Source organism: Streptomyces sp. NPDC056738 (assembly GCF_042790435.1).
Lineage (GTDB): Bacteria > Actinomycetota > Actinomycetes > Streptomycetales > Streptomycetaceae > Streptomyces.
The window spans coordinates 1-12090 of record NZ_JBHTZF010000027.1 but is presented as its reverse complement, the minus strand read 5'-3'; the positions used below and the strand labels follow the sequence as shown (position 1 = coordinate 12090).

General features: G+C 67.6%; 12 protein-coding genes and 2 pseudogenes. 4 read left to right on the top strand and 10 right to left on the bottom strand.

Going from position 1 to position 12090, the window contains the following annotated elements; genetic code table 11:
* The first annotated feature begins 103 nt into the window (after nt 1-103).
* From ACFRIC_RS40270 to ACFRIC_RS40260, 3 genes are all read left to right on the top strand, one after another.
* On the top strand, nt 104-820 hold the full coding sequence (locus ACFRIC_RS40270) for a hypothetical protein (RefSeq protein WP_382796833.1): 717 nt from the start codon (nt 104-106) through the stop codon (nt 818-820).
* Nucleotides 821-1391: 571 nt separating this feature from the next.
* A complete protein-coding gene (locus ACFRIC_RS40265; protein WP_382796832.1) occupies nt 1392-1973 on the top strand; it encodes an RNA polymerase sigma factor in 582 nt (193 codons plus the stop codon).
* The gene (locus ACFRIC_RS40260; protein WP_382796830.1) at nt 1970-2968 is read left to right on the top strand and encodes a hypothetical protein; all 999 of its coding nucleotides are present in this window, start codon (nt 1970-1972) and stop codon (nt 2966-2968) included. Before ACFRIC_RS40265 ends, ACFRIC_RS40260 begins: the two co-directional genes overlap by 4 nt.
* A gap of 90 nt (nt 2969-3058) precedes the next feature.
* Here the strand turns inward: ACFRIC_RS40260 and ACFRIC_RS40255 are convergent, their stop codons facing one another.
* The 10 genes and pseudogenes from ACFRIC_RS40255 to ACFRIC_RS40210 all read right to left on the bottom strand — a co-directional run bounded on the left by ACFRIC_RS40255 (nt 3059) and on the right by ACFRIC_RS40210 (nt 10359).
* The gene (locus tag ACFRIC_RS40255) at nt 3059-3535 is read right to left on the bottom strand and encodes a hypothetical protein (RefSeq protein WP_382796828.1); all 477 of its coding nucleotides are present in this window, start codon (nt 3533-3535) and stop codon (nt 3059-3061) included.
* Nucleotides 3536-3951: 416 nt separating this feature from the next.
* Nucleotides 3952-4176 (bottom strand): helix-turn-helix transcriptional regulator, encoded by a 225-nt coding sequence (locus ACFRIC_RS40250; RefSeq protein WP_382796826.1) that lies wholly within the window; start codon nt 4174-4176, stop codon nt 3952-3954.
* Complete coding sequence (locus tag ACFRIC_RS40245) at nt 4173-4748, bottom strand: Uma2 family endonuclease (protein WP_382796824.1); 576 nt, start codon at nt 4746-4748, stop codon at nt 4173-4175. Before ACFRIC_RS40245 ends, ACFRIC_RS40250 begins: the two co-directional genes overlap by 4 nt.
* A gap of 212 nt (nt 4749-4960) precedes the next feature.
* A complete protein-coding gene (locus ACFRIC_RS40240; RefSeq protein ID WP_382796822.1) occupies nt 4961-5752 on the bottom strand; it encodes a hypothetical protein in 792 nt (263 codons plus the stop codon).
* Nucleotides 5753-5973: 221 nt separating this feature from the next.
* Entirely contained in the window at nt 5974-6372 is a 399-nt protein-coding gene (locus ACFRIC_RS40235) for a hypothetical protein (RefSeq protein WP_382796820.1), read from the bottom strand.
* Nucleotides 6372-6647, bottom strand: coding sequence for a hypothetical protein (locus ACFRIC_RS40230; protein WP_382796819.1), 276 nt, complete (start codon nt 6645-6647; stop codon nt 6372-6374). The genes ACFRIC_RS40235 and ACFRIC_RS40230 overlap by 1 nt, the downstream gene beginning before the upstream one ends.
* Before the next feature lie 760 nt (nt 6648-7407).
* Nucleotides 7408-7680 (bottom strand): annotated as a pseudogene (locus tag ACFRIC_RS40225) (transposase); the annotation flags it as partial.
* A gap of 131 nt (nt 7681-7811) precedes the next feature.
* Nucleotides 7812-8312 (bottom strand): hypothetical protein, encoded by a 501-nt coding sequence (locus ACFRIC_RS40220; RefSeq protein WP_382796817.1) that lies wholly within the window; start codon nt 8310-8312, stop codon nt 7812-7814.
* 149 nt (nt 8313-8461) lie between these two features.
* Nucleotides 8462-9301 carry an IS5 family transposase gene (locus tag ACFRIC_RS40215; protein WP_382796814.1) on the bottom strand — a complete coding sequence of 280 codons (840 nt, stop codon included), beginning with the start codon at nt 9299-9301 and terminating at the stop codon, nt 8462-8464.
* A gap of 254 nt (nt 9302-9555) precedes the next feature.
* Nucleotides 9556-10359 carry a hypothetical protein gene (locus ACFRIC_RS40210; protein ID WP_382796813.1) on the bottom strand — a complete coding sequence of 268 codons (804 nt, stop codon included), beginning with the start codon at nt 10357-10359 and terminating at the stop codon, nt 9556-9558.
* 164 nt (nt 10360-10523) lie between these two features.
* Here ACFRIC_RS40210 and ACFRIC_RS40205 point away from each other — a divergent pair.
* Nucleotides 10524-11980 (top strand): annotated as a pseudogene (locus ACFRIC_RS40205) (NF041680 family putative transposase).
* The last annotated feature ends 110 nt before the right edge of the window (nt 11981-12090 follow it).

Sequence of the window (12090 nt, the reverse complement as noted above, 5' to 3'; positions counted from 1 at the left end):
CCTGTGGCACAGGCCGCGCCTGTGGCTGACGCTGCGGCGCCCACGGGGACGCCACCACCTGCAGTTCGCCCTGCCCGTTCTCGCACGCCTCGCTGCGGCAGGCGTGGACGACCTCACCCACGTCAGTGCCGTCCGACTCCGCCAGAACCTGGACGCCTGCCGCCTGAGGGGCAACGACTACACCGACACCGCCTCCGCCCTGCGCACCGTCTTCACCTTCCTGCACACCCACCACGGCGCACCGGGCAACCCCGCAGTCCACCTGCGCGTCGGCACCCTGAACCGCGGCATCCCGCTGCCGGCCGACCCTGGCCCGATCCGCGAGGCCCTCACGTCCCCCGATGCGGCCCGCGCCGCCGTGACCGCGCTGCTTGCCTTCCATGCCCTGCGCACCACCGAGATCCGCACCCTCACCCTCGAGAGCCTGCGCGACCTCGACCAGAGCCGGCTCCACCTGCCGGATCGCACCGTCCTGCTCGCCGACCCGGTCACAGCCCGCCTGAGCGCCTACCTCGCCCACCGAACCGCGACCTGGCCCCGCACCGCCAACCCCCACCTCTTCCTCACCCGCAAGACCGCGATCTCCACCACACCTGTCAGCCGTCCCTGGCTCTACCGCCGCTACCCCGCCTCCAGCCACCTCCTGCACGCCGATCGTCTCGTCGACGAAGCCCGCGCCGCAGGGGATGCCCGCATGATCTGCGAACTGTTCGGCCTCACCTTCAGCACCGCCGCCCGCTACACCCGCCCGTACCAGGACGCCGCCGCGCTCCACCGGGGAGCACACGTGAAGGGCGCAGGTGGAACGCCGGGGTCATGAAAGCGGCCCGAATTTCCGGCCTGAGGGGACGGCCGGTGCCGGACGCTGGAGGCGCCCCGGACGCGCCGTGCGGACTGCCGTACTGGCATGCGCGGCTACCCGGCCTCGGGTGAGACGCCCTTCGAGCGGCGCCGCGACGCGGCAGCCCAACTCGCCATGGTGATACCGGGGTCGGGCCGGAACCAGAGCGCGGGGGTCGCCCGCACGGAACGCGTGGCGCGCTTGGGGAGCCATGGTGCTGTGCTGCACCCGCGTGACCAGCCCAATGTCACAACTGGCCCGGAAATCAGCACTGTTGTGGTGCACGCGGCAGAGCCGGGTGGTCATTCGCAAGGGGAAGAGTGCGGCATGGAGCCTGTGATCGTGGGAGCGGTGGTAAGCGTGGCAGTGAGTGTCGTCAACGGCATAGTGGGAATCGCGCAGGGGAGGGCGAAGGCGTCCGTGGAGAGGACGCTCATCACGGAGGCCGCCCGCACCGACCGGTTCCGCTGCCTGATCTCACCGGCCCCGTCGGCTTCCCACCCCGTCCCCCGCTGTTCTGACGCGGTTCCGGACGGCTGTGTCGGGGGTGATGAGCGTGGAGGACGCCCTCAGTACTGACCTCCATCTGGCCGAGCCCCTCGAGAGGACTGCCACCCCGCAGCCGGGCATTCATCTCGCCGGCGTCCTGCATGACGAGCAGTACCCGGCGCTCGTTCGCTTCTTGCTCCTGCACGGGGCGTCGTGGGCCGAAGCCCAGGACGCCGCCCAGGACGCCTTCACCCAGATGTGCGCCCCCGGCGTCTCCATCAGCTACCCCCGCGCCTGGCTGCGCACCGTGGCCTGGCGGTCCTGGGTGAGCCAGCAGGTGAAACTCGAGGAAACCTGCGCGGATCTGCCGGAACCGCCCACCAGCCTGCGCTGGGACACCCCGACCTGCGCCGCCGAACTCGGTGAAGAACAACGCCGAGTGATCTCCTTGCTGCTGCAGCTGCCGGCCAAGCAGCGCGCCGCGATGGCCTGGCATCTGGACGGCTTCACCACGCAGGAGAGCGCGCGGGCCATGGGCACCACGCAGGCGGCCGTCCGCCAAAACCTTGCGCGCGCCCGGGCGGCCCTGAAGCAGGGCCTGCACCTGGAAGGACGCTTCGTCAACGAGAGGGGGAAGGCATGACCGGCAATGAGCCCCGCAGCCCCGTCGGGGCTGGACGTCGCCACACCGACGACCTCGACACCCTGCTGGCAGCAGTGCACGACCAGCTCGGCATCGCCGTGAACGACCGTCTCAACGCGCTCGGGGGGCCGCCCGAACTGCGCTCTTCGGATCTCGCTTTGGACCGTCTCCTGGCCGCGACGCACCGCACTCTGGGAAACAGTGTCAACCGCCGCCTGTCCCGGGATGTCTGCGACGCGCTGGCCCGGCACAACACCACGGCTCAAGCCCATCTGAGCGAGCGGGGAGCCTTGTCGCACCGTCCCGCCGCCATCCGCGTCAAGCACCGTGAGGAAGCCCTGCGGCTGGTACGCCTCTACTGGCCCCGGGATTTGGCCGAAGCCATGCGGGCCGCAGTCCGCATCGTCCAGGACTTGTGTGATCTTCTGAGTGAGGCCGCACAGCCGATGGGCCGTGTCGAGAGCGTGCTGGATGACCTGCGGTGCCATCTCGTGGGCATGTCTCAACTGCCCGAGTCCAACCGGTGCTTGCAAGCCCCGGTCCGCCCGGATTATCTCGGTGCGGTGGAGGAGACACTCGCCCACCCTGCCGAGCGGCTCGTCGGTGAACTCCACAGCATTCGGGAACTGCTGGACGAAGAATTCGCCCCCACCATCGAGGCACTGGAAACGGCGGGCCGCTCATACCTGTTCGGAGTCAACGCCATCGCCCAGGACCTGATCGACGATCTGGCCCGCGGCTGTGAAGAGGCAACTGCGCTGGCGAAGGCTGTCGTCGAAGTTGAGCAGGCCAGCAACGATTTCGTCGGCGCGGATCTCACGAACGCCCAACTGGACGGGCTGCTGCTGGACGGAATCCTCTGGGACGACACGACCCGCTGGCCGCCGGAGTGGGAGATGCGGGTGCGCCGCGCGTCACTGCTCTGCGACGAGGAGGAAGGGATCCGTGTTGTGGCCGCGGAAGGTTCTCACACCGTCGTCCACGCCGAGGCGTAGCGGGCCTCGCCACAGAATCGGAGGGAACCGGTTCGTCGCTACGGTGATCGTCGCGGCAACCATTGATCGGCACCAGCGTGTGCCGGCAGGTTACCCGGCCCCTGCCAGAGCGTGCAGGGGCCGGGCTGCGGCTGAGGACTCTTGACCGGGCGCGGAAGCAAGAGCCCTCAGCTCTCGCGCATCAGGTTCGGGCCCGTGTACGCGATCATTAGTGAAACGATCTTCAGGGCTGGCGGACACGGCGCGATCGGAGGGGTTCTCTCCGATTCGGCGCTGCGATTTTGGGATGTTCAGGAACGCGGCGCGGGCCGCGGCCCGGTTCGCCTCGGTCCGGTCGGCGAGGAAGATGTCGACGGCGGCCAGGCAGCGGCCGGTCGAGTCGGGCCGCCCGTTCAGTTGGTCGATGGTGTCGCGGACCTCGGCGACCAACAGCTCGGGCGTGAGCCAGCTCTTCGGTTCGCAGAACTTCCAGTCCGCCAGCTCGTGTGCGGAGGCCTCGCCGCCTTCCGGGAAGCCGGGTATGCGGACACCGTCTGCCGTGCGATAGGTGATCCGGTTGCTGATCATCCTGGGATTGTGCCGGAGCGGCCGCTGGTCAGGCCGTGAATCTTCTCCCAGGATCCCAACGGCACTGGGTGAGCCAACAACACCCACGAGAGAAGGGACGGTTCCCGGGGAGTTCGGGGCCCGGAACCGCACGATCACGGTGCGACGCGGACCAACGGAACCCGGTTTGTACCCGGCCCCGCGCGGCCGGGCCCACCGCCCGCCGAGTTGGTCTGCCGCCACCACAGACGTCTGCCCTCGGCGGCCTCCCTTGGCAGGGGAGGAGTTGGATCCAGCGGCTGCCACGAGAGATGAGACCGCTGATTCTGGCGAGCAGGGAGGCAGGTGGCATCCAGCGTGGACACATAGCCCATGGCAGCGCAGGCAGATGCCAGGGCGACAGCTCTCAGCACGCTCCTCTCACTGGGAGGGCAAGCTCAAGTCGTTGGCGGCGTATGTCCGGAGTGGGACGTGAAAGCGACCGTCAACTGGCAGTCCAGTGCCGAGGCGATACGGTCCAGAAGTACCAGGGTGGGCAGATCGCGTCCGGATTCTATGCGTGAGATTGCGGCCTGCCCGGTACCGGCGAGCTCGGCCAGGCGCGCCTGGGACATGCCCCGTTGGTGGCGCCAGCGTCGTACCAGGTCTGCGGTGTCGTTCACTGTCCGTCCCGGCTGTAGCGGGGCAGGCCGGCAGTGTCGATCTTCCAGCCGGCGACCGTGATGGTGTCCGAGAACGCGTAGTGCTGTCTGTTGTCATACGTCGGCACGCCGCTTCGGTTTACCGGTGCCCAGTGATGGACCGCGCTCCCGTCGCGGGGATCGACGATCAGGTAGTGCGGCACTCCCATGGCCGGGTAGTCACGCAGCTTGCCTTCGTAGTCGTTGCTGGGATTCGACGGGGAAACAATCTCGATCACCAGATGGCAACGCCGGGGGTCGATGGCGTCGCTGTCGGCCACGGCCTCCTCCTCGTCGATCACGACGAGGTCCGGCACGCGCAGGATGCCGAGTCCGGCATCCTCCATGTCGGTTTCGAGCATGAGGACCAGGTCCGCGCCCAATTGCGGCTCCAGTTGGGTGCGCAGGCGATGAGCAACCAGCTGATGCTGCTTCTTCGGGCTCATCATCATCAGCAACTGGCCATGACTGATCTCCGGCCAGGCCAGTGACTCCGGGCGGTCGAACGTTTCACGGAACTCATGGAGATGCCGGTAGATGCTCTGTTCCGTCATGCACCCACCGTACATGACGAAATCGTCATGCCTTCCGCCGTCACGGCGTCCCGACGCGGACCGCCAACGACTGATTCGCCAGGCCTCCGCCTCATCCGATCCGGCCCGCTCCGAACGTCACCGCCCAGCTCGCCTCCCACCCCTGAATGCGATATTGAGCCGAGCTGTGTGGAGGCCTCCGACGAGGCCGCCGGTCTCGGAGGTTGCCCGGGCTAGCGGGTGGCGTGTGCTCCCGTGCTCAGTACTTTCACCTGGGCCGTCACGATGTCGGCGGGCACCTTCGGATAGATGCCTGCGCGAGGGATGGTTTCCATGGCGTTGAAGATGGCGAGTGTGGAGCCCGAGCGGATGACGATGACGCTCTCGGGGATCTGGATCGGGTTCTTCCCCGGCGTCTTCATCAATCCGGTGATCCGGAAGGACACTCCCTCGTCCCCGGTGGTCGGGTCGTCGGTGGGCGATACCTTCTCGGCACCGCCGGTAAGCGTTGGCGAGGTGAAGGCCCTGCAGGTCCGCAGGGCCGTGCGGAGTTCGTCGACAACCCGGACCGCGTCTTGGTGCCGGTAGGAGACCAGGTAGAACGTGGCCAGGCCGCTCTTGCTCTGGGCCATGCGCATCACGCTGGCGACCGGCGTGAACCGACTGCTGCCGACGAGAGCGCTGCCGACCGGTCCGCATGCCGAGGGCTGTGTGGCACTGTGAGGGATGGCGTGGACGACACCGTCGCCCACGCCATCCGTGCCCACCCCGATCGTGTTGACGCTGACCCCGGGAAGGTCCCGCTCATCGAGGACCGCCTCTTCCAGCCGGTCCTGAATCAGCACCGGAACGCGGGCGGTCGACTTCTTCGTCTTCGAGGCCTCGGAACCGTCCGCTTGCTTGCCGTTTCCGCCGGCCGGCGCGTGCGCTGCCGCGGAGTCCTTGGCACCACACCCCATCGCCCCGAGAACCAGAGCCAGGGCCGCAGCACCGGCTGCGCATCTTCGATAAACGGCGTTGTTCACTGCCCACTCCCGGATCATGTGTGTGGAGAGGCAGGGTACGGCCTTGACCAGGCCATTTGATCAGGAGGTCGGAGACTTCGGTGACGACCATCCTGGGACCGCCGCCACTTCCGCCACCGACCCGAACTGCCATCGCTTGGCCCCCGCTCCACAGGCGGTCCGAGGGGATGAACCGGGGTCTGGCAGGCTGCGACCGTCCTCTGCCGCCGTGGCGCGGATGGCTATTGGTCGGGGTGGACGGCTTGAACGCCGGTGCCCGCGTACGCCTTGGGGGTCAGGGTGAGCAGGTAGCGCCCGGCAGGGTGAGCGGCGGAGGGCCGTGCGGCGTGGATGGCGTGGACGGCGGCCCAGGAGTGGCCGAAGCGGAGCAGTTCGGTGGCGGTGACCGCGGCGTCGGTGTCGAACGCCTCGATCCGGATGAACCGCAGTCCCTTGATGTAGCCGAGCAGTCCGGGCCGTTCGGTGTCGCCGGCCGTCAGTGACAGCACCGGCGCGGACAGATCACCGAGTCCGCCGGAAGCCTGGACGTAGAACGCGGCGACCGCCTCGTTGAACGGGCCCTTCGGGTCGTACAGAGCGGTAGCGGTGGTGTGGTCCAAAACGACCGAGACCGCCGCCACTACGCGGCCGTCTGCGAGCCGTGCTGCGCCCCGCCCAAGCGCTCCAGCAGAGCCCGGGCCTTCGCTTCCGCTTCCGGACTCGGCGCGCTGCCGAGGGCGGAGATGAGCTCGGCGCGGGCCAACTCGGCGCGCTCGGCGTATTCGGCCTGCGTCGGCGTGCTCTGCGCCAGCTCCTCGACCAGGCTGCGGATGGTCGTACCGTGCTCGGCCGCCAACCGCGCCAGCCGGTCCCGCGCAGCCGCACTCACCTTGATGCTCGTCTCGTCCGTTGCCATATCCCCACTCTACCGCGTTCCTCTACTGACGGTAGAGGAACGATGCCGGTGCACCAGCACCGCTACCCCCGGGTCGCCACCGCCGCGGCCTACCGCCCTGCTGCTCCCCGCCGGCCCGTCGAGAGCCCGAACCCGCTGAGGCACGCCCGCGCACCGTCAGCGCCTTGCCGACGGGGTCCGGCGCACGGACGACCGACGCACGCCCCTCGAAGATCGCGCGTTCTTCGCCTGTTTGAATGCGAGAGTGATCGAATTAGTGATTGGTGTGGTCCGGGACGCGCCGGCGGGTCCGGCCGCAAGTCACCTCAGATCATCCTCAGATCCGGGATGCGGGTTGCTGTCGCGTGCGATGGTCTGGGCATGTCGGTCCCGTCCCGGTTCGGGGCCGTTGCCGAAGGGGTTGGCGCCGTGTTCGCACTCATGGATCTCACCAGCAGGGTTGCCGTGGGCGTCGCCGTGATGGTGGGAGTGGTGGCGGTGGTGGTAGTGGTGCGCGGGTTGAGGGCGCGGTAGAGACGTCTGCTGATCGGTGCCGGTCCCCTCGTCTGCAAGCCTTCCTTGTCGACGCACGGTTTCCCTAGATGATCGCAAAGAGAGCCGATGGTATCTCCAGAGTTCCGACCGGGCCGTAGGGCTTCCTGGAGGCCGCCGGAGGCCGGCCATCGCTGCTCGAACACGGTGGTCACCTCGCCTCAGCGGTGACCTGGCCGATGATCGAGTGCCGCACACCCTCGGCGTAAGCCGATGGACGGCATCCCCCTGGCAGCGGCAGCCCGGCCAGCACCGTCTGGAGCCGTCCAACGTCGATCCGGCCGTGGTTCAGGCCGCCGTACATCGCTCCGTGCCCGCGACGATGCTCGGGCAGCAGCGTCAGATCCACCGGGGACTTCACCGCCCCGTCCGCACACAGCACCGCGTCCACGAGCTCGAACAACTCATCGCGCCGGGCCGTCAGACACTCGTAGAACTCACCCCGGAAGCGTGCCGCTTCAGCGAACGCTTCCCTCCGAACAGCATCAAGCAGCAGACTCACCCTCACGGCCTTCGTCTCGGTCACGTGCACCTTGGCCAGAGCACATGATCAGACGAAGGCCGCCCCCACGTCAGCTGAACCGCATAGCCAGAGATCAAGTTCGAGCGGCGTTCGGACGCCTTTTGTACAGTTCAGGCGGCAACCAGTGAGGCATGGATCCGGCTGACGGCACGCAAGACCTCGTCTCGATTCTTCGCGCGCTTGATCCATACCGGGAGGCGGGCCGCCAACGTCATCTTCTGTCCGGTGTCGTACCAGGGGGCTCGTTCGCGCAGCGATGCTTGGACGAATCGGCGGATCAGGTCGAGATGTTCGAGGTTGTAGGCCCACAACCACCCATGCCGGGTCTCAATCTGGAGCCACAGCGGCACACCGAAATACGGATCCGTCGCGGGTTGAGCGGTGCCACGGGAGAGCGTGACATGACGACCGCTCCACACCCGTGACAGTCCGCAGCTACCGCAGACCAGACGTCGCGGCCTGAAAAGCATCCGCCCGCTGGGCCCGCAGTCTTCAGACGCTAGAACGACCCGAGCGGCCTTCTCGCAACTTGGGCAACGCACCATGATCGAGCTGATGAAGTCGTACTCGGTGCTGCGCGGATCGCGGAACCGACCAGGGAACAAGGCCATCTGGTGAGTATGCAACTGCACCGCAGACCATCGCATCCCGATTCGAATGATCACGCCTAGGGCCGCTGGCCACCCTGCCAGGAGCAGGACGAAGTTAAAGAACAAGCTAAAAGAGCGTTTTGTCCCGGCGAGGTTGTTTGGTTCGAGGTTCAGGTGTCGCGCCAATTCGGCGTGGATTCGCGGGTGAGTCGTCGGCTCATGAGGTCGATCATTGCGACGTGGATTATGGCTTCGGAGCGGTGGGGGTGGGTTTCGTAGTCGCGGGCCAGTCGGCGGTGATGCTTGAGCCAGCCGAACGTTCGCTCGACGACCCAGCGCCGCGGGATCACCTTGAAGCCTTTGACTCCCGGCTCGCGGTGGACGACTTCGACGTCGATACCGAGGCGGGCGCCATGGTCGATGGCTTTGGTGCGGTAGCCGGTGTCGGCCCATGCTTTGGTCACGCGAGGGTGAGTGGCGGCGATGCGGGACATCAGGTGCATGCCGCCGACGTTGTCGGAAACGCTCGCCGCGGTGACCCAGACGGCCAGGAGCAGGCCGAGGGTATCGACCCCGATGTGGCGCTTGCGACCTGCGATTTTCTTGCCGGCGTCGATGCCCTGTCCGGCCGCGGGCACGTTCGCGGAGGTCTTCACGCTCTGCGCGTCCAGCACACAGGCGGTTGGCTCGCCGTCGCGGCCCTCGGCCTCCCGCGCCAGTCGGCGGAGGAGGCCGTTGAGTTGGCTGAAGACGCCTTCTCTTTGCCAGGCGGCGAAGTAGCCGTAGACCGTCTCCCACGGTGGGAAATCGTGTGGCAGGTAGCGCCAGGCAATGCCGGTGCGGTCGACATAGAGGATGGCGTCCATGATGCGGCGCAGGTCGTGCTCGGGCGGCCGGCCGATGTGGAGGCCCTTGCTCCTGCGCTCGGTCCGCCAGGCTGTGAGTGTGGGTCCGATCAGGTCCCAACGTGCATCGGAGAGGTCGCTGGGATACGGGCGTTGTCGCGTCATGTTTCGGTGGTACCGGCAGTCGACCCGTCCCTGCAGGGTGCAAACGGGGTTAAGCGGGGGCGCTCTGGGATCAGACAGGATCGAACTTATGGAAACGGGCGACCGAAGGACGACAGCGGGCCCCATCCATCACACGGGACACTCTTGCCCGAGAAGCCTTCTCAACTCGTCCCGATGAAGCGCCACCAAACAACCTCGCCGTGACAAAACGCTCTTTAAGCTTGTTCTTTATCTAATTCGGGCGGAGGTCAGGCTCAGGGGGCCCAGGGCAGTCGTACCGCCTCGATATCGCTGTCATTCAAGAGAGCCTCGATGAGCGGTGCGGGGCCTGCCACCTTGGTGGCCCACAGGTCGTAGTCGGTGCAGACGACCCACGAGTGGTCCTCGGCCCAGAGGTTGGACGGGCTGAAGTCGACCTCGGGGTTGTCATACAAGATTCCGGCGTCGCTGAGTCGGCCGGCTTGGACGTGCAGGTTCTCGAAGTCGGTGGCGCCGAGCATCAACGGGCTGTAGTACGCCAGGCAGCGGGTGTCTGTGCCCTCCGGGCTGTGCTCGGTGAGGATGCCGATCAGCCGGTTCCAGGTCTCGCGGTCCAAGCTGCCCTCGGTGGGCGGGCTGATATGAAGTGGCCAGCTGCCGTCCATCTTGGCCGAGGGAAAGCAGCGGTAGGAGGGCAGCAACCCGTTGGGCACCAGCGGATCACCGGTCCGCTGGGCGAGCTCGGCCCAGCGCAGGCGCCGCCAGCGGGGGCCGGGATGTTCTGCGCGGCCCAGACCGCCGCCCGTGACAGTCCCTACTTCTGTGAGGTCGATACCCCCGATGATCTCGGGTTGGATGTGCCCGGCCGCTACCTGGTCCTGGTGGTACTCGTCGTGCGACATGTCGGACGGACCTTGTTCGTGCTCGTGCATGGCGTTGAGCACCCAGGCCGCGTCGGGCAGTGGCGGCGGCATGAACCCGGTGAGGCCGTCATCATCGGCCAGCTCCAGCAGCCAGCCGGTCGCGCTTGACGGCGCGAGCGGCCAGCGGGCGGTGACCAGGTCGGCTATCTCGGACATCCTGCCATGATCGCACTCGGGGTCGAGCTCGGGCCGCAGGGGGAGCACCTCGAACGCCATCCCGAACGGGGTCGCTCGTCTGGGCGTTCGCCGGACGTGCGGGCGGCCTTCGCTTGATCCTGTGCTCCGTCACAGAGATACGGGATCAACCGAAGGCCGTTGTCATGAGTGTGGTGTGCCGCGATGTCCGGCGCGAAGTGTTCGCGGAAGCGTCACGCTTCCGGGGCCAGTTCTACGCGTGCTTGTCCGCCCGGCGGGATGAGCTGTTCGAGCTCACCGACGCGGTGCTCTGTGTGGACGGCCCGGTCCTCTCGCCGGTGGATCTGACGCTGGTGCCCGAACACCGCCGTGGGCACGGAGCGTTGTACGGAGCCCTCAACCGCGGCCGGATCGACGTCCACAGGTTGCGGGCCCTGCTGGCCGACATGCCCCTGCCGCGCTTCGAGGGCAGGCGCCTGGTGCTCGCGGTCGACGTGTCACCGTGGCTGCGCTCGGACGCGCCGTGCTCGGCGGACCGGCTGTTCTGCCATGTCTACGGGCGGGCGAAGTCCGCCTCGCAGTTCATCCCGGGCTGGCCGTACTCCTTCGTCGCCGTCCTGGAGCCCGGGGCCACCTCGTGGACATCGATCCTGGAGTGCTCCGGCTCGGACCCGAGGACGACGCGACCGCGGTCACCGCCGCCCAGCTGAGGACGGTGGTCGAGCGGCTCGTCGCGGCCGGCCAGTGGACGCCCGGGGACCCGGACATCACGATCGTCATGGACGCCGGCTACGACGTCACCCGCCTGGCCTGGGTACTGCGGGATCTGCCCGTCGAGCTGGTTGGCCGGATCCGCTCGGACCGGGTGATGCGCTGTCCTGCACCCTCGCGCGAGGAGTTCCACCGGGCCCACCCCCGCGGCGGCCATCCGCCCAAGCACGGGCCGGAGTTCCGCTTCGCCAAACCCGAGACCTGGCCCGAAGCGGGGGTCACCACGACCACCGACACAGTGAACTACGGCAAGGCCGAAGCCCGTGCATGGAACCGGGTCCATCCCAGGCTGACCCACCGCTCGGCCTGGCTGGAGCACGACGGTGAACTTCCCATCATCGAGGGCACCTTGGTCCGCCTCGAAGTCGAGCACCTCTCCAAGGACCGAGAGGCCCCGCCGGTCTGGCTGTGGTCCTCGAAGACCGGCGCCGCCCCGGCGGACGTGGACCTGTGGTGGCAGGTGTTCCTCAGGAGATTCGATCTTGAGCACACCTTCCGTTTCGGAAAGCAGACGCTCGGCTGGACCACTCCGAAGATCCGTACCCCCGAGGCGGCGGACCGCTGGACCTGGCTCCTGGTCGTCGCCCACACCCAGCTCCGCCTCGCCCGACCGCTGGCCGCCGATCTCCGCCGCCCCTGGGAGAAACCGGTCAAGCCCGAACGCCTCACCCCGGCCCGGGTCCGCCGCGGGTTCAGGAACATCCGTCCTCACCTCGCCTGTCCGGCCCGTGTTCCCCAACCTCGTGGCGCCGGTCCTGGACGGCCGCCCGGGACCAAGAACCGCCACCCCGCACCCCGCTACGACGTGGGCAAGACCGTCAAACGCCCCGAGACATTCAAGGCCATCGGCAAACCAGGCAGATCTTGGTAGATAAAGAACAAGCTAAGAGGTCGTTTTCTCCTGTTGTTTCATCCCGGAATCTGCCGTTTGGTGTGCGGTGTCGGGTCGCGCCAGGAGATGGTGTTCTCGCCGGTTAGGCG

What these genes read in the sequence shown, in the direction of transcription:
- ACFRIC_RS40265 (WP_382796832.1), top strand. Translation starts at nt 1,392, where the DNA reads ATGAGCGTGGAGGACGCCCTCAGTACTGACCTCCATCTGGCCGAGCCC.
- ACFRIC_RS40260 (WP_382796830.1), top strand. Translation starts at nt 1,970, where the DNA reads ATGACCGGCAATGAGCCCCGCAGCCCCGTCGGGGCTGGACGTCGCCAC.
- ACFRIC_RS40255 (WP_382796828.1), bottom strand. Translation starts at nt 3,535, where the DNA reads ATGATCAGCAACCGGATCACCTATCGCACGGCAGACGGTGTCCGCATA.
- ACFRIC_RS40245 (WP_382796824.1), bottom strand. Translation starts at nt 4,748, where the DNA reads ATGACGGAACAGAGCATCTACCGGCATCTCCATGAGTTCCGTGAAACG.
- ACFRIC_RS40230 (WP_382796819.1), bottom strand. Translation starts at nt 6,647, where the DNA reads ATGGCAACGGACGAGACGAGCATCAAGGTGAGTGCGGCTGCGCGGGAC.
- ACFRIC_RS40220 (WP_382796817.1), bottom strand. Translation starts at nt 8,312, where the DNA reads ATGGCCTTGTTCCCTGGTCGGTTCCGCGATCCGCGCAGCACCGAGTAC.
- ACFRIC_RS40215 (WP_382796814.1), bottom strand. Translation starts at nt 9,301, where the DNA reads ATGACGCGACAACGCCCGTATCCCAGCGACCTCTCCGATGCACGTTGG.
- ACFRIC_RS40210 (WP_382796813.1), bottom strand. Translation starts at nt 10,359, where the DNA reads ATGTCCGAGATAGCCGACCTGGTCACCGCCCGCTGGCCGCTCGCGCCG.